27 protein-coding genes (1 of these 27 cut by a window edge) are annotated in these 22,950 nt (G+C 41.8%); 26 read left to right on the forward strand and 1 reads right to left on the reverse strand.

Features of this window, described 5'->3' with window-relative positions; translation table 11 throughout:
* From NX903_RS20610 to rsmI, 11 genes are all read left to right on the forward strand, one after another.
* On the forward strand, positions 1–1,127 hold the 3' portion of the coding sequence (locus NX903_RS20610) for a toxic anion resistance protein (RefSeq protein ID WP_015715091.1). Its footprint begins 34 nt before the window's first position; 1,127 of the gene's 1,161 nt are visible here — the last part of the coding sequence; its start codon lies beyond the left edge, outside the window; it ends in the stop codon at positions 1,125–1,127.
* Between the two features lie 81 nt (positions 1,128–1,208).
* Complete coding sequence (locus tag NX903_RS20615) at positions 1,209–2,651, forward strand: aminotransferase class I/II-fold pyridoxal phosphate-dependent enzyme (RefSeq protein ID WP_086343357.1); 1,443 nt, start codon at positions 1,209–1,211, stop codon at positions 2,649–2,651.
* Positions 2,648–3,286 carry a dTMP kinase gene (gene tmk, locus NX903_RS20620; RefSeq protein WP_015253015.1) on the forward strand — a complete coding sequence of 213 codons (639 nt, stop codon included), beginning with the start codon at positions 2,648–2,650 and terminating at the stop codon, positions 3,284–3,286. The genes NX903_RS20615 and tmk overlap by 4 nt, the downstream gene beginning before the upstream one ends.
* Positions 3,287–3,359: 73 nt before the next feature.
* On the forward strand, positions 3,360–3,689 hold the full coding sequence (darA, locus tag NX903_RS20625; protein ID WP_003242755.1) for a cyclic di-AMP receptor DarA: 330 nt from the start codon (positions 3,360–3,362) through the stop codon (positions 3,687–3,689).
* 12 nt (positions 3,690–3,701) lie between these two features.
* Positions 3,702–4,142, forward strand: a complete 441-nt coding sequence (locus tag NX903_RS20630) for a YaaR family protein (protein ID WP_009966249.1) — start codon at positions 3,702–3,704, stop codon at positions 4,140–4,142.
* Positions 4,143–4,153: 11 nt separating this feature from the next.
* Positions 4,154–5,143 (forward strand): DNA polymerase III subunit delta', encoded by a 990-nt coding sequence (gene holB, locus NX903_RS20635; RefSeq protein ID WP_003226770.1) that lies wholly within the window; start codon positions 4,154–4,156, stop codon positions 5,141–5,143.
* 2 nt (positions 5,144–5,145) lie between these two features.
* Entirely contained in the window at positions 5,146–5,973 is an 828-nt protein-coding gene (gene ricT, locus NX903_RS20640; protein WP_003226767.1) for a competence/sporulation regulator complex protein RicT, read from the forward strand.
* A 14-nt stretch (positions 5,974–5,987) separates the two neighbouring features.
* The gene (yabA, locus tag NX903_RS20645; RefSeq protein ID WP_003218308.1) at positions 5,988–6,347 is read left to right on the forward strand and encodes a replication initiation-control protein YabA; all 360 of its coding nucleotides are present in this window, start codon (positions 5,988–5,990) and stop codon (positions 6,345–6,347) included.
* A 58-nt stretch (positions 6,348–6,405) separates the two neighbouring features.
* Entirely contained in the window at positions 6,406–7,149 is a 744-nt protein-coding gene (locus NX903_RS20650) for a tRNA1(Val) (adenine(37)-N6)-methyltransferase (RefSeq protein WP_003244526.1), read from the forward strand.
* Positions 7,136–7,435: a GIY-YIG nuclease family protein gene (locus NX903_RS20655; RefSeq protein WP_003242983.1), complete on the forward strand. Its 300-nt coding sequence runs from the start codon at positions 7,136–7,138 to the stop codon at positions 7,433–7,435. Before NX903_RS20650 ends, NX903_RS20655 begins: the two co-directional genes overlap by 14 nt.
* Positions 7,410–8,288, forward strand: coding sequence for a 16S rRNA (cytidine(1402)-2'-O)-methyltransferase (gene rsmI / locus NX903_RS20660; protein WP_019712967.1), 879 nt, complete (start codon positions 7,410–7,412; stop codon positions 8,286–8,288). The genes NX903_RS20655 and rsmI overlap by 26 nt, the downstream gene beginning before the upstream one ends.
* Positions 8,289–8,337: 49 nt before the next feature.
* Here rsmI and abrB read toward each other — a convergent pair whose 3' ends face one another.
* Positions 8,338–8,628: a transition state genes transcriptional regulator AbrB gene (abrB, locus tag NX903_RS20665; RefSeq protein WP_003226760.1), complete on the reverse strand. Its 291-nt coding sequence runs from the start codon at positions 8,626–8,628 to the stop codon at positions 8,338–8,340.
* 494 nt (positions 8,629–9,122) lie between these two features.
* Here abrB and metG point away from each other — a divergent pair, with 494 nt between their 5' ends.
* The 15 genes from metG (at position 9,123) to NX903_RS20740 (ending at position 22,888) form a co-directional block, all read left to right on the forward strand.
* Entirely contained in the window at positions 9,123–11,117 is a 1,995-nt protein-coding gene (gene metG / locus NX903_RS20670; protein ID WP_015382561.1) for a methionine--tRNA ligase, read from the forward strand.
* Between the two features lie 79 nt (positions 11,118–11,196).
* Complete coding sequence (locus NX903_RS20675; RefSeq protein WP_077671691.1) at positions 11,197–11,964, forward strand: TatD family hydrolase; 768 nt, start codon at positions 11,197–11,199, stop codon at positions 11,962–11,964.
* 155 nt (positions 11,965–12,119) lie between these two features.
* Complete coding sequence (locus NX903_RS20680) at positions 12,120–13,433, forward strand: ubiquitin-like domain-containing protein (RefSeq protein WP_015715099.1); 1,314 nt, start codon at positions 12,120–12,122, stop codon at positions 13,431–13,433.
* 144 nt (positions 13,434–13,577) lie between these two features.
* A complete protein-coding gene (gene rnmV, locus NX903_RS20685) occupies positions 13,578–14,138 on the forward strand; it encodes a ribonuclease M5 (RefSeq protein WP_032725229.1) in 561 nt (186 codons plus the stop codon).
* The gene (gene rsmA, locus NX903_RS20690; protein ID WP_077671690.1) at positions 14,131–15,009 is read left to right on the forward strand and encodes a 16S rRNA (adenine(1518)-N(6)/adenine(1519)-N(6))-dimethyltransferase RsmA; all 879 of its coding nucleotides are present in this window, start codon (positions 14,131–14,133) and stop codon (positions 15,007–15,009) included. Before rnmV ends, rsmA begins: the two co-directional genes overlap by 8 nt.
* A 160-nt stretch (positions 15,010–15,169) precedes the next feature.
* Entirely contained in the window at positions 15,170–16,042 is an 873-nt protein-coding gene (prtG, locus tag NX903_RS20695; protein WP_014475574.1) for a sporulation-specific protease PrtG, read from the forward strand.
* Between the two features lie 210 nt (positions 16,043–16,252).
* Complete coding sequence (gene veg, locus NX903_RS20700; protein ID WP_003218330.1) at positions 16,253–16,513, forward strand: biofilm formation stimulator Veg; 261 nt, start codon at positions 16,253–16,255, stop codon at positions 16,511–16,513.
* 159 nt (positions 16,514–16,672) lie between these two features.
* On the forward strand, positions 16,673–16,858 hold the full coding sequence (locus tag NX903_RS20705) for a small, acid-soluble spore protein, alpha/beta type (RefSeq protein WP_003218333.1): 186 nt from the start codon (positions 16,673–16,675) through the stop codon (positions 16,856–16,858).
* A 147-nt stretch (positions 16,859–17,005) separates the two neighbouring features.
* Positions 17,006–17,875 (forward strand): 4-(cytidine 5'-diphospho)-2-C-methyl-D-erythritol kinase, encoded by an 870-nt coding sequence (gene ispE / locus NX903_RS20710; RefSeq protein ID WP_003226742.1) that lies wholly within the window; start codon positions 17,006–17,008, stop codon positions 17,873–17,875.
* A gap of 55 nt (positions 17,876–17,930) precedes the next feature.
* The gene (gene purR / locus NX903_RS20715) at positions 17,931–18,788 is read left to right on the forward strand and encodes a pur operon repressor (protein WP_003218342.1); all 858 of its coding nucleotides are present in this window, start codon (positions 17,931–17,933) and stop codon (positions 18,786–18,788) included.
* Positions 18,785–19,162 (forward strand): 2-iminobutanoate/2-iminopropanoate deaminase, encoded by a 378-nt coding sequence (ridA, locus tag NX903_RS20720; protein WP_003226738.1) that lies wholly within the window; start codon positions 18,785–18,787, stop codon positions 19,160–19,162. The genes purR and ridA overlap by 4 nt, the downstream gene beginning before the upstream one ends.
* 194 nt (positions 19,163–19,356) lie before the next feature.
* Positions 19,357–19,650 (forward strand): septation regulator SpoVG, encoded by a 294-nt coding sequence (gene spoVG / locus NX903_RS20725; RefSeq protein ID WP_003218346.1) that lies wholly within the window; start codon positions 19,357–19,359, stop codon positions 19,648–19,650.
* A 192-nt stretch (positions 19,651–19,842) separates the two neighbouring features.
* Positions 19,843–21,213: a bifunctional UDP-N-acetylglucosamine diphosphorylase/glucosamine-1-phosphate N-acetyltransferase GlmU gene (gene glmU / locus NX903_RS20730; RefSeq protein ID WP_077671689.1), complete on the forward strand. Its 1,371-nt coding sequence runs from the start codon at positions 19,843–19,845 to the stop codon at positions 21,211–21,213.
* Positions 21,214–21,235: 22 nt separating this feature from the next.
* Positions 21,236–22,189: a ribose-phosphate diphosphokinase gene (locus tag NX903_RS20735; RefSeq protein WP_003218353.1), complete on the forward strand. Its 954-nt coding sequence runs from the start codon at positions 21,236–21,238 to the stop codon at positions 22,187–22,189.
* 84 nt (positions 22,190–22,273) lie between these two features.
* Positions 22,274–22,888 (forward strand): 50S ribosomal protein L25/general stress protein Ctc, encoded by a 615-nt coding sequence (locus NX903_RS20740; protein WP_003243443.1) that lies wholly within the window; start codon positions 22,274–22,276, stop codon positions 22,886–22,888.
* Positions 22,889–22,950: the final 62 nt, after the last annotated feature.

Here is a 22,950-nt window from a genome sequence, read left to right on the forward strand (position 1 = left end):
AATTATTGGCAGATCCTTTTGGTGGTAACATAGAGATACCAGGTTCGGAGGCTGTAAAAGCAGAGAAAGAGCAAGTACGGCTTGTTGATGTTCTTCCTGAGGAAAACAAGGAAAAAGCAATTCAGCTTGCTGGACAGATTGATCATAAAAATATGCAAAGTATTGTCTTATACGGTTCACAAGCTCAATCTAAACTGCTGAACTTTTCTCATGATATGATTAATCATGTTCAAAAGAAGGATGTCGGGGAGATTGGCGAAATACTTGGAGAGCTGATGAAAAAGCTGGAGCAAGTAAATCCTGATGATCTCCAATCTAAGAAAAAGGGTTTTTTGGCACGCATGTTTGGAAGAGTATCAAGTTCTCTTCAAGAGGTGCTGTCTAAATACCAAAAGACCAGTGTGCAGATAGACAGAATCAGCTTGAAGCTGGAGCACTCTAAAAATGCTTTAATCAGTGACAACAAGCTGTTAGAGCAGTTATATGAAAAAAATAAAGAATATTTTGCCGCGCTGAATGTTTATATTGCTGCAGGAGAACTGAAGCTGGAGGAATTAAAAACAAAAACGATTCCTGAACTGAAGCAACAGGCTGAATCGAGTGATCATAACCAAATGGCCGTTCAAGAGGTGAATGATTTAATTCAATTTGCTGACCGGTTAGATAAAAGGGTGCATGATTTGCTGCTGAGCAGGCAAATTACAATCCAAAGTGCACCGCAAATCAGGCTGATTCAAAATACAAACCAAGCGTTAGCTGAAAAGATTCAGTCATCCATTGTGACAGCGATTCCTCTATGGAAAAATCAAGTTGCCATTGCACTGACGCTTTTAAGGCAGCGCAATGCAGTGGATGCACAACAGAAAGTATCTGATACAACCAATGAGCTTTTGTTGAAAAATGCGGAGCTTTTAAAAACCAATACAATTGAAACTGCACGGGCAAATGAACGGGGCCTGGTTGATATAGATACCTTGAAGAAGGTTCAGGAAAGCTTAATAAGCACGCTTGAAGAAACACTGACTATACAAGAAGAAGGACGAATCAAACGCCGTCAGGCAGAAGAAGAGCTTATGATGATGGAAGGCGACCTGAAGCAAAAGCTGCTTACAATAAAGGAAAGATAGTTACCAGTAAGTCTGGCTTTAAGTTCTCTCAGAGGCACGATATAATAAGGTGTAAGAAGACACATTCAAAGGATTGTTTTCATGAACACACCTTTATATAAAGCATTAATTCAACATGCGAGAAGAAATTCTCATTCATTTCATGTTCCGGGACATCACAATGGAGATGTCTTTTTTGATGACGCTAAGTCAATATTCGATCCGCTTCTCACCATTGATGTAACTGAACTGGCAGGATTGGATGATCTCCATCATCCTTCTGGGGTGATTAAGGAAGCTCAGGAGCTTGCCAGTCAATTATATGGATCGGCGGAAAGTTTTTTTCTGGTAAATGGTACGACTGTCGGAAACTTAGCGATGATTTTATCTGTTTGTGAACCTGGTGATACAATTCTGGTTCAAAGAAACTGTCATAAATCTGTATTTCATGCTGTTGATTTGGCCGGTGCTGAGCCGGTTTATCTTGCACCTGACGTTGATTCAGCGATGCATGTGCCTACGCATGTTCCGCTTGGAACAATTAAAGAGGCCCTGGCAGCACATCCAGATGCGAAAGGCTTGGTACTGACCAATCCGACATATTACGGACATAGTGCTGATTTGACTGAGATCATTACTGAAGCCCATCATTACGGGATTCCTGTTTTGGTCGATGAAGCGCATGGCGCACATTTTATTTTAGGTGAGCCTTTTCCGGTCTCAGCTTTAAAAATGGGGGCAGATATTGTTGTTCAGTCGGCCCACAAAACGTTGCCTGCCATGACGATGGGTTCTTATTTGCATCTCAACAGCAGCTGCAGGATTAACAGGGATCGGGTTGCAGAGTATTTAAACCGATTACAAAGCAGCAGCCCGTCTTATCCGATTATGGCTTCGTTAGATATTGCCCGCGCTTATGTACAGCATATTATAGAAGAACAAAAGCTTTCTGACATTCTGCAGCGGATACAAACACTTAAACAAACGTTTGATTCACTTACAAATGCAGAAGCTGTTAACCCTGCTAATCCACTGATCATCACGGATCCGCTAAAGCTCACAATTCGTTCAAAACGCGGGCATTCTGGCTATACGCTGCAAAGCATTTTAGAGCGTGCCAACATATTCACTGAGCTTGCTGATGAAAATCAAGTTCTGCTCGTTCTCCCATTGGGAGGAAAACGGAGAATAAACGCTGAAACCATTAGAAGCATCGATGAAGAGATTGAGAAAACGCCTCCGGATCAGACGTTTGTTTCTGCAGAATGGGGTGTGCAGCCTGTTACTGTCTTGCCTTATCCAAAAAAGGTCTTACATTCGTTTAAGAAAGAATATGTGGACTTTGAGGAAGCAGCTGGCCGGCTGAATGCAGAAGATATCATCCCTTATCCTCCGGGTATCCCGATGATTATGGCGGGAGAAAGAATAACAAAAGAAAGTGTGCAAAAGCTCAGCCGCTTGATCAGCATGAAAACGCATGTTCAAGGGAATATGAAAATCAAAGAGAAACAACTACTTGTTTATATAGAAGAGGAGAAATCATGAGCGGTTTATTTATTACATTCGAAGGTCCTGAAGGTGCAGGGAAAACGACTGTTCTGCAGGAGATCAAAAACATACTGACAGCAGAAGGCCTTCAGGTTATGGCAACTCGAGAGCCAGGCGGAATAGATATTGCAGAACAAATTCGAGAGGTTATTCTGAATGAGAACAATACATTAATGGACCCAAAAACAGAAGCTCTCTTATATGCGGCTGCAAGACGCCAGCATTTAGTTGAAAAAGTAAAACCTGCTTTAGAACAGGGGTTTATCGTTCTTTGCGACAGATTCATAGACAGTTCTCTTGCGTATCAAGGATATGCAAGAGGGCTTGGAATTGATGAGGTTCTGTCCATTAATGAATTTGCCATTGGAGATATGATGCCCCATGTAACGGTTTATTTTTCAATTGATCCGGAAGAAGGCCTGAAGCGTATTTACGCAAACGGCTCACGGGAGAAAAACAGGCTCGATTTAGAAAAACTGGACTTTCATACAAAAGTACAAGAAGGTTATCAAGAGCTGATGAAGCGATTTCCGGAAAGATTTCATTCAGTTGATGCCGGGCAATCCAAAGACCTCGTCGTTCAGGATGTTCTAAAGGTAATCGATGAAGCGTTGAAAAAAATTCAATTGTGACCTGTTTCCCAATAGTTGATATAATAATGTAAACGAGATCACGTTGTTTCCAATCTAAAGGAGGCCTTCACAGATGAAATTGATAGTGGCAGTTGTACAAGATCAGGACAGCAACAGACTTTTGAAAACCTTAACGGATCACAACTTCAGAGTCACAAAGCTTGCGACGACAGGAGGATTTCTTAAATCAGGCAATACAACGTTTATGATCGGTGTCGAGGATATACGCGTCAATAAAGCGTTGAGTCTCATTAAAGAAAACGGGCAGAAACGTGATCAGATGATTGCCCCTGTATCTCCAATGGGCGGAAATGCTGATTCTTATGTCCCTTATCCAGTCGAAGTTGAAGTTGGCGGAGCGACAGTATTTGTCCTTCCAGTCGATGAATTTCATCAATTTTAAGGATCTGAAACTGTGAAAATTAATAAAGATATACGTACATTTATAGATAATAAGCAGATTCCCTCTGTGAAAACATCAGAGATCACAGCATCGTTTAAAACATCAATGGAAAACCAAAGCAGCAAAATGAAGCTTGATCAGCTTACCAGGCTGTTATCTGATATAGAGGCATTCGGAAAAAGGCTAACGAAATCTCGGAATTTTAAAGACTTAGCGAGATTTAAAGGACTTGTGAAACGTTTTGTCAAAGAAGCTGTGGACAGCGGTCTTTCACATGAAACATCGAAAAGCTTTGACCTTTACGGGAACAGCAGAACGCTGGGACTTGTGAAAGAAATAGATGACAAATTGATACAGCTTACGGAAGAGATGATGGATCAGGAAAAACCGGCAATTGATTTGCTGGAGCGTATTGGCGAAATAAAAGGTTTATTAATTAACCTTTACACATAGAGAGTGATACAATGGCAATATCCTGGAAGGAAATGAACGAGCTTCAGCCCAGAGTGATGAAGCTTTTATATAATAGTATTGAGAAGGACAGACTATCACACGCTTATTTGTTTGAGGGGAAAAAAGGAACAGGCAAGCTTGATGCCGCGCTGCTTCTTGCAAAAAGCTTCTTTTGTCTGGAGGATGGCGCGGAGCCTTGTGAGAGCTGCCGAAACTGTAAACGGATAGAGTCAGGGAACCATCCTGATCTCCATCTTGTTCAGCCTGATGGCTTATCAATCAAAAAGGCGCAAATTCAAGCGCTCCAAGAAGAGTTTTCTAAGACAGGACTTGAATCGCATAAAAAGCTGTATATTATTTCGCACGCAGATCAAATGACAGCAAATGCGGCGAACAGCCTGCTGAAATTTTTAGAAGAACCGAACAAAGACACAATGGCCGTCCTCATCACTGAGCAGCCCCAAAGGTTATTGGATACCATCATTTCAAGATGCCAAACCCTTCCTTTTCAGCCTTTGCAGCCGAAAGCAATTGAAGACAGACTGATCGAACAGGACGTCTCGCCTCATATGGCAAGGCTTCTGGCCAACATGACTAATAATGTAGCAGAAGCAGTCGAATTAAGTCGAAATGATGAGTTTGCAGAGTCTAGAGCGAAAGTGATAAAATTGTATGAAGTCCTACACCAGCGGAAAGGACATGCTTTTTTCTTTATTCAAGATCAATGGATGCCCTTTTTCAAAGAAAAAACCCATCAAGAAATGGGTCTTGATATGCTCTTATTGATATATCGTGATGTGTTGTCCATCCAAATAGGAAATGAAGATAAATTGATTTATCAAGACTTATTCCAATCAATAAAACAGCATGCGCTACAATCAACACAACAAAGCGTTACGAATCAGATACTTGCTGTTTTAGAAGCAAAGAAACGGCTTCATTCCAATGTGAATGTACAAGGATTAATGGAGCACTTGGTGTTAATGTTGCAGGAGGGATAAGCTTGTACAATGTAATTGGTGTCCGCTTTAAGAAAGCGGGTAAAATATATTATTTTGATCCGAATGGATTTCATATAGAACATGACAGCTGCGTAATTGTAGAAACTGTCAGAGGAGTTGAGTACGGCCAGGTCGTAATTGCAAATAAACAGGTGGATGAGCATGATGTGGTGCTTCCCCTTCGAAAAGTGATACGTGTGGCTGACGAGCGCGATCTTCTCATTGTAGAAGAAAATAAACAGGAAGCACTATCAGCATTTGATATCTGCCAAAAGAAAGTGATTGAGCATGGCTTGGATATGAAGCTGGTCGATGTTGAATTCACGTTTGATCGCAATAAAGTCATTTTTTACTTCACTGCTGACGGCCGAGTCGACTTTAGAGAGCTTGTAAAGGATTTGGCTTCTATCTTTAAGACAAGAATTGAGCTGCGCCAAATCGGAGTAAGGGATGAGGCAAAAATGCTCGGAGGAATCGGTCCTTGCGGAAGAATGCTTTGCTGTTCAACGTTCCTTGGAGATTTTGAACCCGTTTCCATTAAAATGGCCAAGGATCAGAACTTGTCTTTAAATCCTACGAAGATTTCGGGTCTTTGCGGACGATTGATGTGCTGTCTAAAATATGAGAACGATGAGTATGAGACGGCAAAAGAACAGCTTCCGGATATAGGAGAAATGATTACGACAGCAAACGGTCCCGCGAAGGTCGTCGGACTAAATATTCTGGAACGGGTGCTTCAGGTGGAACTGATAAACCGTGAAAAAGTGATAGAATATACTTGGGAAGAGCTCTTGGAAGAGGGCGTCGTATCCGCACAAACCACAGATTAACGAGGTGTGGAACCTTGGATAAAAAAGAGTTATTTGATACAGTCATTAACTTAGAAGAACAAATTGGCTCACTGTACCGGCAGCTGGGGGATTTGAAGCAGCATATCGGTGAGATGATTGAGGAAAATCATCATTTACAGCTTGAAAACAAGCATTTGCGCAAACGGCTGGACGATACGACGCAGCAGATTGAAAAGTTCAAAGCTGATAAAAAAGAATCAAAAACACAGAAGACAGAGCAAACTGATATAGGGGAAGGATATGATAATCTGGCACGTCTGTATCAAGAAGGATTTCATATCTGCAATGTCCACTATGGAAGTGTTCGAAAAGAGGATTGTCTTTTCTGTCTGTCATTCTTAAATAAAAAATAGGGAAAAGGCTTCCGCATAAGACGGGAGCCTTTTTCAAAGGTACTGAAAGGATAAGAAGATGGTTTCATTACATGATGATGAAAGATTAGATTATTTGCTGGCAGAGGACATGAAAATCATACAAAGCCCAACAGTGTTTGCTTTTTCGTTGGACGCTGTGCTTCTGTCCAAATTTGCGTACGTTCCGATTCAAAAAGGGAAAATCGTTGATTTATGCACCGGCAATGGTATTGTGCCGCTGCTGCTCAGTACAAGATCAAAAGCAGACATTCTGGGAGTCGAAATTCAAGAAAGGCTGCATGATATGGCTGTTCGCAGCGTGGAGTATAATAAGCTGGACGATCAGATCCAGATCATACATGATGACCTGAAAAACATGCCGGAGAAACTTGGACATAATCGATATGATGTTGTCACCTGCAATCCGCCGTATTTTAAAACGCCGAAACAAACTGAACAAAACATGAACGAGCATCTCCGAATCGCAAGACATGAAATCCACTGCACGCTGGAGGATGTCATTTCAGTCAGCAGCAAACTGCTCAAGCAAGGGGGAAAAGCAGCTCTTGTTCACCGGCCGGGAAGGCTTCTGGAGATTTTTGAACTGATGAAGGCTTATCAAATCGAGCCGAAACGTGTACAATTTGTCTATCCGAAGCAAGGGAAAGAAGCCAATACCATTCTGGTTGAAGGTATCAAAGGCGGGCGTCCAGATTTGAAAATTCTTCCTCCCTTATTCGTTTATGATGAACAAAATGAATATACAAAAGAAATCAGGACCATTTTATATGGAGACAAATAACCATTTCTTCTACGTCGTGAAATGTAAGGACAATAGCTGGTATGCCGGATATACCAACGATCTGCATAAACGAGTGAAAACGCACAATGATGGAAAGGGCGCAAAGTACACAAAAGTAAGACGTCCGGTTGAATTAATTTTTGCCGAGAGCTTTTCAACAAAGCGGGAAGCTATGCAGGCGGAATATTATTTCAAAAAACTAACTCGGAAGAAAAAAGAGCTTTATATAGAAGAAAAGCGGAACAGCAAGGAGGCTGTATATGTTAAGGCGCCAAATGAGCTTTAATGGAAAGTCGGACATGGGGATTCTTTACTTGGTCCCAACCCCAATCGGAAATCTAGAGGATATGACATTCCGGGCGATCGACACGCTGAAATCAGTGGATGCGATTGCTGCGGAAGATACGAGGCAAACGAAAAAGCTTTGTCATGTATATGAAATTGAAACACCGCTCGTCAGCTATCACGAACACAATAAAGAAAGCAGTGGGCACAAAATTATTGAATGGCTGAAGTCGGGAAAAAACATTGCTCTTGTCAGTGATGCCGGTCTGCCGACGATTTCTGATCCCGGAGCGGAAATTGTAAAGGATTTTACGGATATAGGCGGTTATGTTGTTCCGTTGCCGGGAGCAAATGCCGCATTAACAGCTCTTATTGCTTCAGGTATTGTACCGCAGCCTTTTTTCTTTTACGGTTTTCTCAACAGACAGAAAAAAGAAAAGAAGAAGGAGCTTGAAGCCCTTAAAAAACGGCGGGAAACGATCATTTTTTATGAAGCGCCTCACAGATTGAAGGAAACCTTGTCAGCGATGGCAGAGATATTAGGAGATCGGGAAATTGCTGTAACGCGTGAACTCACTAAGAAATATGAAGAGTTTATCCGAGGAACCATATCTGAGGTCATTGGATGGGCAAACGAAGATCAGATACGCGGCGAGTTTTGTCTTGTCGTAGAAGGAAGTAATAATGAAGAGGTAGATGAGGAAGAACAATGGTGGGAAACCCTCACTGCGAAAGAACATGTCGAGCATTACATCTCGAAAGGCGCTACGTCTAAAGAAGCCATTAAAAAAGCAGCAGTCGATCGCAATGTACCAAAGCGTGAAGTGTACGATGCTTACCATATTAAGCAATAAAAAAAACGTTCTTGTGTCATAACAAGAACGTTTTTTGTACAAGAAATGATTATTTAAGGTTTTGAAGCTGGTTTTGGATTTCGCTGATGATTTGCTCAGCGCCTTCTTTACTAAGAACCAATTTACCGCCTGCAAGTTTAAGGTTATCATCAGAAACTTCACCAGTTACTTGGCAAGTCATGTTTGGTTTATATTTTTTAAGGATGATTTTTTCATCATCAACATAGATTTCAAGAGCATCTTTTTCTGCGATTCCAAGAGTACGACGCAGTTCGATAGGAATAACTACACGTCCTAATTCATCAACTTTACGTACAATACCAGTAGATTTCATAAACATTCTCCTCCCAAGAGATACTTATTTGTTTAAATTATATTTTTCTTCGTCATTATTCGACAAAATCCTTACCTTCATAGCATAACAAGGTTTCCAATAATCGTCAATCATTTTGTTTACTATTGATTGTAAGAATTAGTTCTTATAGTCAGTAATGTCTTAGAAACTACCGAAATAACAGCATTTTATAAATATTTAATAAAGCTATTATCCTACTAAAAATCCTTTTAAATCAAGACTTTCGAACCAAAGTTTTTTATTTCATTTGATTATATACGACAAAATTCGACACGAACAGACTTTTTTTATTTTCATTAAAGATTTTTAATTTTAATTATTCTTTTTCAGGGTGTATGTATATATTCTTGATCTTAAAGGCTAAGATGGTATCATAGATAAAGGATAAATATAAATAATATTCATATATGATTTGCACTTATCGCCGCTCTCGTCCTTTGGGCGGGAGCTTTTTGACATTCTGATTAGGAGGTTTCAAGATGCCGCAAGAAAACAATACATTTTACATTACAACACCGATTTATTATCCGAGCGGAAAATTACATATCGGCCATGCATATACGACAGTCGCAGGAGATGCAATGGCACGTTACAAAAGATTAAAAGGGTTCGATGTTCGCTATTTAACGGGAACGGACGAGCATGGACAAAAGATCCAGCAAAAAGCTGAACAGGAAAACATTACACCTCAGGAGTATGTGGATCGCGCAGCGGCAGATATTCAAAAACTGTGGAAGCAGCTTGAAATCTCAAACGACGACTTTATCCGCACGACAGAAAAACGGCATAAAGTTGTCATTGAAAAGGTGTTTCAAAAGCTTCTTGATAACGGGGACATCTATCTTGATGAGTATGAAGGCTGGTACAGCATCCCTGATGAAACGTTCTACACGGAAACTCAGCTCGTTGATATTGAGCGGAATGAAAAGGGAGAGGTCATCGGCGGAAAAAGCCCTGACAGCGGTCACCCAGTTGAATTGATCAAAGAGGAATCTTATTTCTTCCGCATGGGGAAATACGCGGATCGTCTTCTGAAATACTATGAAGAAAACCCGACATTCATTCAGCCAGAATCACGCAAAAACGAAATGATTAATAACTTTATCAAACCTGGACTTGAGGATTTGGCAGTATCACGTACCACTTTTGATTGGGGCGTGAAGGTGCCGGAAAATCCAAAGCATGTTGTATATGTTTGGATTGACGCACTATTTAACTATTTAACAGCACTCGGTTATGATACAGAAAATGATGAGCTTTATCAAAAATATTGGCCTGCCGATGTTCATTTAGTCGGTAAGGAGATTGTACGATTCCATACTATTTATTGGCCAATTATGCTGATGGCTCTGGATCTTCCGCTGCCAAAGCAAGTATTCGCGCATGGCTGGCTTTTGATGAAAGACGGAAAAATGTCGAAATCAAAAGGAAACGTTGTAGATCCGGTTACATTAATTGAACGCTATGGTTTAGACGAGCTTCGCTATTACCTGCTTCGTGAAGTGCCGTTCGGGTCTGACGGTGTTTTCACGCCGGAAGGATTTGTTGAGCGAATCAACTATGATTTAGCGAATGATTTAGGAAATCTATTGAATCGTACTGTTGCGATGATCAATAAGTATTTTGACGGACAAATTGGTTCTTACAAAGGTGCTGTTACGGAATTTGACCAAACGCTCACTTCGGTTGCTGAAGAAACAGTGAAAGCTTATGAGAAAGCAATGGAAAATATGGAGTTCTCGGTAGCACTTTCGACTTTATGGCAGCTCATCAGCCGCACAAACAAATACATTGATGAGACAGCTCCATGGGTGCTTGCGAAAGATCCGGCAAAAGAAGAAGAATTGCGATCAGTTATGTATCATCTCGCTGAATCATTGCGTATTTCAGCGGTACTGCTTCAGCCATTCTTAACAAAAACACCGGAAAAAATGTTCGAGCAGCTGGGCATTACCGATGAATCTCTAAAAGCTTGGGACAGCATTACAACTTTCGGCCAGCTGAAAGATACAAAAGTACAAAAAGGCGAGCCATTGTTCCCTCGTTTAGAGGCAGAAGAAGAAATTGCTTACATCAAAGGGAAAATGCAAGGTTCGGCACCAGCGAAAGAAGAAACAAAAGAAGAAGAGCCGCAAGAGGTCGATCGTTTACCTGAAATTACGATTGATCAATTTATGGATGTAGAGCTTCGCGTAGCTGAGGTCATTGAGGCAGAGCCAGTGAAAAAAGCAGACCGTTTATTGAAGCTGCAGCTCGATCTTGGTTTTGAAAAGCGCCAAGTGGTATCCGGCATTGCGAAGCATTATACGCCTGAAGAGCTTGTTGGAAAAAAACTCGTTTGTGTAACAAATCTAAAACCGGTTAAACTCAGAGGAGAGCTTTCTCAAGGTATGATCCTTGCAGGAGAAGCAGACGGCGTTTTAAAGGTCGTGTCTATCGATCAGTCGTTACCAAAAGGCACAAGAATTAAATAATGATAAAACAAAAGGTGTTTCACGTGTAACAATTCGTCGAACACCTTTTGTGTTTCGACAAGAAAGGAGTTTTTCACTTATGTTGTTTGACACACACGCGCATTTAAATGCAGAACAATATGATACTGATCTTGAAGAGGTTATTGAACGGGCAAAAGCTGAAAAAGTTGAACGAATTGTCGTAGTTGGTTTTGACCGTCCGACGATTACCCGTGCGATGGAAATGATTGAGGAATATGATTTTATTTATGCAGCCATTGGCTGGCACCCTGTTGACGCTATTGACATGACAGAGGAAGACTTAGCGTGGATTAAAGAGCTTTCTGCTCATGAGAAAGTGGTAGCGATAGGGGAAATGGGACTGGATTATCATTGGGATAAATCACCTAAAGATATTCAAAAAGAGGTGTTTAGAAAACAAATCGCCTTAGCGAAAGAGTTCAATTTGCCTATTATCATTCATAACCGTGATGCAACGGAGGATGTCGTGACCATTTTGAAAGAGGAAGGCGCAGAAGCTGTGGGCGGAATCATGCACTGCTTTACAGGAAGTGCGGAAGTGGCAAGAGAATGCATGAAAATGAATTTTTATTTATCATTTGGGGGACCGGTGACATTTAAAAATGCGAAGAAACCGAAGGAAGTAGTGAAGGAAATTCCCAATGACCGGCTGCTGATTGAAACGGACTGCCCGTTTCTCACACCGCACCCTTTCCGCGGGAAAAGAAATGAGCCAAGCTATGTGAAATATGTGGCAGAACAAATCGCCGAATTAAAAGAAATGACCTTTGAAGAGATTGCGTCAATCACGACTGAAAATGCGAAAAGACTTTTCCGTATAAACTGACAAAAAACGCTAGCGGGTTTTGTAAGAGCTTGTCCCTTACAGCGTTTTTCTATAAAAGTTCTACATGCTTTCTTCTCCTCATAGGATAGGTTTGTCGACAAGTCTTTCTTCCGTTTCTCAGTGTATTTCAGGATAATGAAGAAGACACTGAGCTTTTGGGAGAAAGAGAAGGGAGGGTTGACAGCCTTTTAGATACTCTATATAATCTCTCCGAGGAGAAGGAGGCGTTTTTCATCACACAAAAAATGAAAAAGCTGTTTTCCGTAAAGCTTAGCAAAAGCAAAGTCATTCTGGTTGCTGCTTGTTTGCTTTTGGCAGGAAGCGGGACTGCGTACGCGGCTCATGAGCTGACGAAACAATCAGTCTCAGTTTCTATCAATGGCAAAAAGAAACATATACGCACACATGCAAATACAGTCGGTGATCTTTTGGAGACGCTTGATATAAAGACAAGAGACGAAGACAAGATCACACCTGCTAAACAGACAAAGATAACAGCAGACATGGACGTTGTGTATGAGGCTGCAAAACCTGTGAAGCTTACAATAAACGGGGAAGAAAAGACATTATGGTCAACAGCAAAAACGGTCGGTGCATTACTGGACGAACAAGATGTTGATGTGAAAGAACAAGATCAAATTGATCCCGCAATAGATACAGATATTTCGAAAGACATGAAGATTAACATAGAGCCCGCATTTCAGGTTACTGTGAATGATGCAGGGAAACAAAAGAAGATCTGGACGACTTCGACTACGGTCGCTGACTTTTTAAAACAGCAAAAGATGAACATAAAAGACGAAGATAAAATCAAGCCTGCGTTAGATGCAAAGCTGACGAAAGGAAAGGCTGATATTACAATTACTCGTATCGAAAAGGTCACCGATGTAGTTGAAGAGAAGATTGCGTTCGATGTGAAAAAGCAAGAAGACGCTTCTCTTGAAAAAGGGAAAGAAAAGGTCGTCCAAAAAGGAAAAGAAGGCAAGCTAAAAAAACATTTCGAAGTCGTTAAAGAAAACGGTAAAGAAGTGTCCAGAGAGCTTGTAAAAGAAGAAACAGCTGAACAAAGCAAAGATAAAGTGATTGCTGTCGGCACAAAGCAAAGCAGTCCAAAAGTTGAAACGGTCAGTGCTTCAGGTGATTCAAAAACAGTTGTGTCCCGCAGCAATGAATCAACAGGCAAAGTCATGACTGTATCATCTACGGCTTATACGGCAAGCTGCAGCGGTTGTTCAGGACATACAGCGACAGGCGTCAATTTAAAAAATAATCCGAATGCCAAAGTCATCGCTGTGGATCCAAATGTCATTCCGCTAGGCTCCAAAGTCCACGTGGAAGGCTATGGATATGCTATTGCTGCAGATACCGGTTCAGCGATTAAAGGGAACAAGATAGACGTCTTTTTCCCAGAGAAATCATCGGCGTACCGATGGGGAAATAAAACAGTCAAAATTAAAATCTTAAATTAGTATATACTTATGTATTCAGAGGGTTTTGCGCCCTCTGTTTTTTTCGTTATAATAGACAAAGTGCATTTTCTGCTTATTAGACGCTCGACATAAGAAAAAGTTTCATGAATATACAAAAGTTTTTATTTTGTCTTGGAGGAAATAATGAAAATTAAAGAGATCATTGTGGTCGAGGGGCGTGATGATACGGCCCGCATCAAATTGGCTGTTGATGCAGACACAATTGAAACAAATGGTTCAGCCATCGATGATCATGTGATTGACCAAATCCGTTTGGCCCAGAAGACCAGAGGCGTCATTGTTTTAACGGATCCGGACTTTCCGGGAGAGAAGATTCGCAAAACCATCTCAGAGGCTGTGCCCGGCTGTAAGCATGCATTTTTGCCAAAACATCTTGCCAAACCTAAAAACAAGCGGGGAATTGGTGTGGAGCATGCATCGGTTGAAAGCATTAGGGCATGTTTAGAAAATGTGCATGAGGAGATGGAAGCGCAGCCGAGTGACATTTCAGCTGAGGATTTGATTCATGCCGGACTAATAGGCGGACCTGCGGCCAAACGCCGCCGGGAACGACTGGGTGATCTGTTGAAAATCGGCTATACAAATGGCAAACAGCTTCAAAAACGGCTGCAAATGTTTCAAATTAAAAAAAGTGATTTTATGAGTGCGCTCGATACCGTTATGCGGGAGGAACAGAATGAATAAAGATATTGCGACACCGATTAGAACGAAAGAGATACTGAAGAAATACGGTTTTTCTTTTAAAAAGAGCTTAGGACAGAATTTCTTAATTGATACGAACATTTTAAACAGAATTGTTGATCACGCGGAAGTGACTGAGAAAACAGGTGTCATTGAAATCGGCCCGGGAATCGGGGCTTTAACCGAACAGCTTGCCAAGCGGGCGAAAAAGGTCGTGGCATTTGAGATTGATCAGCGATTATTGCCGATTCTGAAGGATACACTGTCACCTTACGACAATGTCACTGTTATTCATCATGATGTGTTAAAGGCTGATGTCAAATCGGTCATTGAAGAACAATTTCAAGATTGTGATGAGGTCATGGTAGTTGCCAACCTTCCTTATTACGTAACAACACCGATTATCATGAAACTGCTTGAAGAACATCTTCCGCTGAAAGGGATTGTGGTTATGCTGCAAAAAGAAGTGGCTGAGCGCATGGCGGCTGATCCTTCATCTAAGGAATACGGCTCGCTTTCAATCGCGGTGCAGTTTTATACAGAAGCCAAAACGGTGATGATCGTTCCGAAAACCGTATTTGTTCCTCAGCCTAATGTCGATTCCGCAGTCATCCGTCTGATTCTCCGAGACGGCCCGGCAGTGGACGTGGAAAACGAATCTTTTTTCTTTCAGCTCATCAAGGCAAGCTTTGCACAGCGCCGTAAAACGCTGCTCAATAACTTAGTTAACAATCTGCCTGAAGGAAAGGCGCAAAAATCAACGATTGAGCAAGTGCTCAAAGAAACAAATATTGACGGTAAGCGCCGAGGTGAATCCCTGTCTATTGAGGAGTTCGCAGCGCTGTCTAACGGATTGTATAAAGCCCTTTTCTAAAAGGGCTTTTTGTTTTGCGCACCACATGGACTGCCGCTACATAGGCTAGAGAAGGACCTTTCATTCAATGATAAGAAAAACTTGGACTCAGCGAAAAAAGGCGCTTTCTCAAGGCTCTTTCTTTCATGATGAGGCTTAGTCTATGTGTGGAGTGAGGAACGTGCAATTTCAAATAGGGGATATGGTAGCCAGAAAATCCTATCAGATGGATGTTTTGTTTCGAATTATAGGAATAGAGCAAACAAGCAAAGGAAATTCAATTGCCATTTTGCATGGAGATGAAGTCAGGCTGATTGCTGATTCGGATTTTTCTGATCTGGTGGCAGTGAAAAAGGATGAGCAGATGATGCGGAAAAAGAAAGATGAGAGCAGAATGAATGAGTCGCTCGAATTACTCCGCCAAGATTATAAGCTGCTCAGAGAAAAGCAGGAGTACTATGCGACAAGCCAATATCAGCATCAGGAGCATTATTTCCATATGCCGGGCAAAGTGCTTCATCTGGATGGTGACGAAGCATATCTGAAAAAATGCCTGAATGTCTATAAAAAAATTGGAGTGCCGGTCTATGGCATCCATTGCCATGAAAAGAAAATGTCTGCTTCTATTGAAGAATTGCTCGACAAATATCGACCTGATATCCTGGTGATCACAGGGCATGATGCGTATTCGAAGCAAAAGGGCGGCATTGATGATTTGAATGCGTACAGACATTCTAAGCACTTTGTTGAAACTGTTCAAACAGCCCGAAAAAAGATCCCTCACTTAGATCAGCTTGTTATTTTTGCGGGGGCCTGCCAATCCCATTTTGAATCACTCATCAGAGCGGGTGCGAATTTTGCAAGTTCACCGTCAAGAGTCAATATTCATGCGCTTGATCCGGTATATATCGTCGCGAAGATCAGCTTTACGCCGTTTATGGAACGGATTAATGTATGGGAAGTGCTCCGTAATACGCTGACAAGAGAGAAAGGGCTTGGAGGTATTGAAACAAGAGGAGTTCTGAGAATTGGTATGCCTTATAAGTCCAATTAACAGTTGAAAACCTGCATAGGAGAGCTATGCGGGTTTTTTATTTTACATAATGATACATAATTTACCGAAACTTGCGGAACATAATTGAGGAATCATAGAATTTTGTCAAAATAATTTTATTGACAACGTCTTATTAACGTTGATATAATTTAAATTTTATTTGACAAAAATGGGCTCGTGTTGTACAATAAATGTAGTGAGGTGGATGCAATGGCGAAGACGTTGTCCGATATTAAAAGATCGCTTGATGGGAATTTAGGTAAAAGGCTGACGTTAAAAGCAAACGGTGGCCGCCGAAAAACGATTGAGCGTTCGGGCATTTTAGCTGAGACGTACCCTTCTGTTTTTGTGATACAACTAGATCAAGACGAGAACTCGTTTGAAAGAGTTTCATACAGTTATGCTGATATTTTGACTGAGACTGTTGAGCTGACATTTAATGATGACGCCGCAAGCTCAGTGGCATTTTAACGGGCAGTGAACCTTTTGTTTACTGCTTTTTGTTTTGCCCTTTTTTGGTTTCCAATAATTTTAACGAAAGTTCCATCTGATTTAACAAAAGATAAAACAGTCACATATTATCGTGACGTGCACGAATGGCTATCACTTCTAAAAAAGGGGTTGTTTCGTTTGGGCAGACGTCGTGGAGTTATGTCAGATGAGTTTAAATATGAGCTTGCTAAAGACCTTGGTTTTTATGACACAGTAAAAAATGGCGGCTGGGGCGAAATTCGGGCTCGCGATGCCGGTAACATGGTAAAGCGCGCTATAGAAATCGCCGAACAGCAAATGGCTCAGAATCAGAATAACCGATAAGGATGTGACCCGGGGGACGTGCTGTTCCCTGGTTTTTTTATTTTGGATATAAATACATAATGGGCTGAATATGGATATGTTCATCCTGTACTTCAAATGTGATACAATGTTCATACTTATGTTTAGATGGAGAAGTAGGTGAAAGCTATGCGTATTTTAGAAAAAGCGCCAGCTAAGATCAATCTGTCACTTGACGTCACCCGAAAACGCCCGGATGGCTATCATGAAGTCGAAATGATCATGACGACAATTGATTTAGCTGATCGAATTGAATTGACGGAGCTTGCAGAGGATGAGGTGAGGGTTTCCTCCCACAACCGATTTGTGCCTGATGACCAAAGAAACTTAGCTTATCAGGCTGCCAAGCTGATCAAGGACAGATACAACGTGAAAAAGGGAGTTTCCATCATGATTACGAAGGTAATTCCGGTGGCTGCCGGTCTTGCCGGCGGAAGCAGTGATGCGGCGGCGACACTCAGAGGGCTGAACAGACTGTGGAATTTAAATCTGTCCGCGGAAACGCTTGCTGAGCTTGGAGCGGAAATTGGCTCTGACGTTTCATTTTGTGTCTATGGCGGAACTGCATTAGCAACAGGGCGCGGCGAGAAAATTAAACATATCAGCACGCCTCCGCACTGCTGGGTCATTTTAGCGAAGCCGACAATCGGTGTTTCAACTGCTGAAGTGTACAGAGCGCTGAAACTGGATGGTATAGAGCATCCCGATGTACAAGGCATGATCGAGGCGATAGAAGAGAAGAGTTTTCAGAAGATGTGCAGCCGTTTAGGCAATGTGCTTGAATCTGTTACACTCGACATGCATCCTGAAGTTGCGATGATTAAAAACCAGATGAAACGCTTTGGTGCAGATGCCGTGTTAATGAGCGGGAGCGGCCCGACAGTATTTGGACTGGTTCAGTATGAGTCGAAGGTGCAGAGAATTTATAACGGGTTAAGAGGCTTCTGCGATCAAGTTTATGCGGTGAGAATGATCGGCGAACAGAACGCTCTTGATTAAATCCGTATGTTAAGTTATATTGATCTTAAAATATTCGGATTTTGGGGGTAAGTTCATGAAGTTTCGTCGCAGCGGCAGATTGGTGGACTTAACAAATTATTTGTTAACCCATCCGCACGAGTTAATACCGCTAACCTTTTTCTCTGAGCGGTATGAATCTGCAAAATCATCGATCAGTGAAGATTTAACAATTATTAAACAAACCTTTGAACAGCAGGGGATTGGTACTTTGCTTACTGTTCCCGGAGCTGCCGGAGGCGTTAAATATATTCCGAAAATGAAGCAGGCTGAAGCTGAAGAGTTTGTGCAGACACTTGGACAGTCGCTGGCAAATCCTGAGCGTATCCTTCCGGGCGGTTATGTATATTTAACGGATATCTTAGGAAAGCCATCTGTACTCTCCAAGGTAGGGAAGCTGTTTGCTTCCGTGTTTGCAGAACGCGAAATTGATGTTGTCATGACCGTTGCCACGAAAGGCATCCCTCTTGCGTATGCAGCTGCAAGCTATTTGAATGTGCCTGTTGTGATCGTTCGTAAAGACAATAAGGTAACAGAGGGCTCCACAGTCAGCATTAATTACGTTTCAGGCTCCTCAAACCGCATTCAAACAATGTCACTTGCGAAAAGAAGCATGAAAACGGGTTCAAACGTACTCATTATTGATGACTTTATGAAAGCAGGCGGCACCATTAATGGTATGATTAACCTGTTGGATGAGTTTAACGCAAATGTGGCGGGAATCGGCGTCTTAGTTGAAGCCGAAGGAGTAGATGAACGTCTTGTTGACGAATATATGTCACTTCTTACTCTTTCAACCATCAACATGAAAGAGAAGTCCATTGAAATTCAGAATGGCAATTTTCTGCGTTTTTTTAAAGACAATCTTTTAAAGAATGGAGAGACAGAATCATGACAAAAGCAGTCCACACAAAACATGCCCCAGCGGCAATCGGGCCTTATTCACAAGGGATTATCGTCAACAATATGTTTTACAGCTCAGGTCAAATCCCTTTGACTCCTTCAGGCGAAATGGTGAACGGCGATATTAAGGAGCAGACTCATCAAGTATTCAGCAATTTAAAGGCGGTTCTGGAAGAAGCGGGTGCTTCTTTTGAAACAGTTGTAAAAGCAACTGTATTTATCGCGGATATGGAACAGTTTGCGGAAGTAAACGAAGTGTACGGACAATACTTTGACACTCACAAACCGGCGAGATCTTGTGTTGAAGTCGCGAGACTCCCGAAGGATGCGTTAGTCGAGATTGAAGTTATTGCACTGGTGAAATAATAAGAAAAGTGATTCTGGGAGAGCCCGGGATCACTTTTTTATTTACCTTATGCCCGAAATGAAAGCTTTATGACCTAATTGTGTAACTATATCCTATTTTTTCAAAAAATATTTTAAAAACGAGCAGGATTTCAGAAAAAATCGTGGAATTGATACACTAATGCTTTTATATAGGGAAAAGGTGGTGAACTACTGTGGAAGTTACTGACGTAAGATTACGCCGCGTGAATACCGATGGTCGCATGAGAGCGATTGCATCCATCACGCTGGATCACGAATTTGTTGTACATGATATTCGTGTGATTGATGGAAACAATGGTCTTTTCGTTGCGATGCCGAGTAAACGCACCCCTGATGGAGAGTTCCGCGATATTGCTCATCCTATTAATTCAAGCACGCGAGGAAAGATTCAAGATGCCGTGTTAAATGAGTATCATCGTCTGGGTGACACTGAAGCATTAGAATTCGAAGAAGCTGGAGCTTCTTAAAAAATAACCAAAAAGCAAGGACTGCTGAAAGGGCTGACATAAGCCTTTTGCCGGCGGTCCTTTTTTAATTCTGATTTTTCAAACTTAGTTGCACTCAATAGAAAATTCTTGCACTTCATGAAGTCTCCTTGAAATCAGAAGATATTTAGGATATATTTTTCTATGGATAAAAGGGATATTGGAGGCCAATAAATGGATAAGCGGTTTGCAGTTGTTTTAGCGGCTGGACAAGGAACGAGAATGAAATCGAAGCTTTATAAAGTCCTTCATCCAGTTTGCGGTAAGCCTATGGTAGAGCACGTCGTGGACGAAGCCTTAAAATTATCTTTATCAAAGCTTGTCACGATTGTCGGACATGGTGCGGAAGAAGTGAAAAAGCAGCTTGGTGATAAAAGCGAGTACGCGCTTCAAGCAGAACAGCTTGGCACTGCTCATGCTGTAAAACAGGCACAGCCATTTCTTGCTGACGAAAAAGGCGTCACAATTGTCATTTGCGGAGATACGCCGCTTTTGACAGCAGAGACGATGGAACAGATGCTGAAAGAACATATACAAAGAGAAGCGAAAGCTACGATTTTAACTGCGGTTGCAGAAGATCCAACTGGATACGGCCGCATTATTCGCAGCGAAAACGGAGCGGTTCAAAAAATCGTTGAGCATAAGGACGCCTCTGAAGAAGAACGTCTTGTAACTGAGATCAACACCGGTACGTATTGTTTTGACAATGAAGCGCTATTTCGGGCTATTGATCAGGTGTCTAATGATAATGCCCAAGGCGAGTATTATTTGCCGGATGTCATAGAGATTCTTAAAAATGAAGGCGAAACTGTTGCCGCTTACCAGACTGGTAATTTCCAAGAAACGCTCGGAGTTAATGATAGAGTTGCTCTTTCTCAGGCAGAACAATTTATGAAAGAGCGCATTAATAAACGGCATATGCAAAATGGCGTGACGTTGATCGACCCGATGAATACGTATATTTCTCCTGACGCTGTTATCGGAAGCGACACTGTGATTTACCCTGGAACTGTGATTAAAGGTGAGGTGCAAATCGGAGAAGATACGATTATTGGCCCTCATACGGAGATTATGAATAGTGCCATTGGCAGCCGTACGGTTATTAAACAATCGGTAGTCAATCACAGTAAAGTGGGGAATGATGTAAACATAGGACCTTTTGCTCACATCAGACCTGATTCTGTCATCGGGAATGAAGTGAAGATCGGGAATTTTGTAGAAATTAAAAAGACTCAATTCGGAGACCGAAGCAAGGCATCTCATCTAAGCTATGTCGGCGATGCTGAGGTAGGCACTGATGTAAACCTGGGCTGCGGTTCAATTACTGTCAATTATGATGGAAAGAATAAGTATTTGACAAAAATTGAAGATGGCGCTTTTATCGGCTGCAATTCCAACTTGGTTGCCCCTGTCACAGTCGGAGAAGGCGCTTATGTGGCGGCAGGTTCAACTGTTACGGAAGATGTACCTGGAAAAGCACTTGCTATTGCCAGAGCGAGACAAGTAAATAAAGACGATTATGTGAAAAATATTCATAAAAAATAATCCTAAATTCGGAGGTTTATCCATGTCTAATCAATACGGAGATAAGAATTTAAAGATTTTTTCTTTGAATTCGAATCCAGAGCTTGCAAAAGAAATCGCAGATATAGTTGGAGTTCAATTAGGGAAATGTTCTGTCACAAGATTTAGTGACGGGGAAGTCCAAATTAATATCGAAGAAAGTATTCGCGGATGTGATTGTTACATCATCCAGTCTACAAGTGACCCCGTTAACGAGCATATTATGGAACTGCTGATTATGGTAGATGCGTTAAAACGCGCTTCTGCAAAAACGATTAACATTGTTATTCCTTATTACGGTTATGCGCGTCAAGACAGAAAAGCAAGATCCCGTGAGCCAATCACAGCTAAACTTTTCGCTAACCTGCTTGAAACAGCCGGTGCGACTCGTGTGATTGCACTTGACCTGCATGCGCCGCAAATTCAAGGATTCTTTGATATACCGATTGACCACTTAATGGGTGTTCCGATTTTAGGAGAATATTTTGAAGGCAAAAATCTTGAAGATATCGTCATTGTTTCACCAGACCATGGCGGTGTGACACGTGCCCGCAAACTGGCTGACCGACTAAAAGCGCCAATTGCGATTATCGATAAACGCCGTCCGCGTCCAAACGTGGCGGAAGTCATGAATATTGTAGGTAACATCGAAGGGAAGACTGCTATCCTCATCGATGACATTATTGATACTGCAGGTACGATTACACTTGCTGCTAATGCGCTCGTTGAAAACGGAGCGAAAGAAGTATATGCATGCTGTACACACCCTGTACTATCAGGCCCTGCGGTAGAACGGATTAATAATTCAACAATTAAAGAGCTTGTTGTGACAAACAGCATCAAGCTTCCTGAAGAAAAGAAAATTGAACGCTTTAAGCAGCTTTCAGTCGGACCGCTTCTGGCCGAAGCGATTATTCGCGTTCATGAGCAGCAATCAGTCAGCTATCTGTTCAGCTAAACCATTTTTCGAGGTTTAAATCCTTATCGTTATGGGTATTGTTTGTAATAGGACAACTAAAACGACAATAGGATGGTGCTGAATATGGCAACTTTAACGGCAAAAGAAAGAACGGACTTTACTCGTTCGTCTCTTCGGAATATCCGTACTTCAGGACATGTTCCAGGTATCATATATGGGAAGGATACGGGTAACAAACCTGTGTCATTAGACAGTGTGGAGCTCATCAAAACGCTGAGGGACGAAGGCAAAAATGCAGTCATTACGCTTGAGGTCAGCGGAGAAAAACACTCAGTCATGGTAACAGACCTGCAGACGGACCCGTTGAAAAATGAAATCACTCATGCTGATTTTCAAGTAGTTAATATGAGTGAGGACATTGAAGTGGAAGTTCCGATTCATCTGACCGGAGAAGCCATTGGAGTGAAAAACGGAGGCGTACTGCAGCAGCCGTTATATGCACTTACTGTAAAGGCCAAGCCAAAAGCCATTCCGCAAACGATTGAGGCTGATATTTCAAGCCTCGATGTAAATGAAGTACTGACGATTGCGGATTTGCCTGCTGGCGGTGACTACTCCTTTAATCATGAATCAGATGAGGTTGTGGCTTCAATCCTTCCTCCGCAGCAGCAGGAAGCAGCTGAGGTCGATGAAGAGGAATCTGCCGATGCTCAGCCAGAAGGTGAAAACGAACAATAATAGCTTAAGGCGTAACCCTCCCGCGGTTACGTCTTTTGTGCTAGAATGAGAAGAATTATAGC

Origin of the sequence: Bacillus sp. FSL R5-0576 (genome assembly GCF_038004765.1) — a bacterium.
GTDB lineage: Bacteria > Bacillota > Bacilli > Bacillales > Bacillaceae > Bacillus > Bacillus subtilis.

Excerpts from the sequence above, each read along its gene's own strand:
- NX903_RS20615 (WP_086343357.1), top strand. The coding sequence starts at position 1,209 with ATGAACACACCTTTATATAAAGCATTAATTCAACATGCGAGAAGAAAT.
- tmk (WP_015253015.1), top strand. The coding sequence starts at position 2,648 with ATGAGCGGTTTATTTATTACATTCGAAGGTCCTGAAGGTGCAGGGAAA.
- darA (WP_003242755.1), top strand. The coding sequence starts at position 3,360 with ATGAAATTGATAGTGGCAGTTGTACAAGATCAGGACAGCAACAGACTT.
- holB (WP_003226770.1), top strand. The coding sequence starts at position 4,154 with ATGGCAATATCCTGGAAGGAAATGAACGAGCTTCAGCCCAGAGTGATG.
- NX903_RS20650 (WP_003244526.1), top strand. The coding sequence starts at position 6,406 with ATGGTTTCATTACATGATGATGAAAGATTAGATTATTTGCTGGCAGAG.
- NX903_RS20655 (WP_003242983.1), top strand. The coding sequence starts at position 7,136 with ATGGAGACAAATAACCATTTCTTCTACGTCGTGAAATGTAAGGACAAT.
- rsmI (WP_019712967.1), top strand. The coding sequence starts at position 7,410 with ATGTTAAGGCGCCAAATGAGCTTTAATGGAAAGTCGGACATGGGGATT.
- abrB (WP_003226760.1), bottom strand. The coding sequence starts at position 8,628 with ATGTTTATGAAATCTACTGGTATTGTACGTAAAGTTGATGAATTAGGA.
- metG (WP_015382561.1), top strand. The coding sequence starts at position 9,123 with ATGCCGCAAGAAAACAATACATTTTACATTACAACACCGATTTATTAT.
- NX903_RS20675 (WP_077671691.1), top strand. The coding sequence starts at position 11,197 with ATGTTGTTTGACACACACGCGCATTTAAATGCAGAACAATATGATACT.
- rnmV (WP_032725229.1), top strand. The coding sequence starts at position 13,578 with ATGAAAATTAAAGAGATCATTGTGGTCGAGGGGCGTGATGATACGGCC.
- rsmA (WP_077671690.1), top strand. The coding sequence starts at position 14,131 with ATGAATAAAGATATTGCGACACCGATTAGAACGAAAGAGATACTGAAG.
- veg (WP_003218330.1), top strand. The coding sequence starts at position 16,253 with ATGGCGAAGACGTTGTCCGATATTAAAAGATCGCTTGATGGGAATTTA.
- ispE (WP_003226742.1), top strand. The coding sequence starts at position 17,006 with ATGCGTATTTTAGAAAAAGCGCCAGCTAAGATCAATCTGTCACTTGAC.
- purR (WP_003218342.1), top strand. The coding sequence starts at position 17,931 with ATGAAGTTTCGTCGCAGCGGCAGATTGGTGGACTTAACAAATTATTTG.
- ridA (WP_003226738.1), top strand. The coding sequence starts at position 18,785 with ATGACAAAAGCAGTCCACACAAAACATGCCCCAGCGGCAATCGGGCCT.
- glmU (WP_077671689.1), top strand. The coding sequence starts at position 19,843 with ATGGATAAGCGGTTTGCAGTTGTTTTAGCGGCTGGACAAGGAACGAGA.
- NX903_RS20735 (WP_003218353.1), top strand. The coding sequence starts at position 21,236 with ATGTCTAATCAATACGGAGATAAGAATTTAAAGATTTTTTCTTTGAAT.
- NX903_RS20740 (WP_003243443.1), top strand. The coding sequence starts at position 22,274 with ATGGCAACTTTAACGGCAAAAGAAAGAACGGACTTTACTCGTTCGTCT.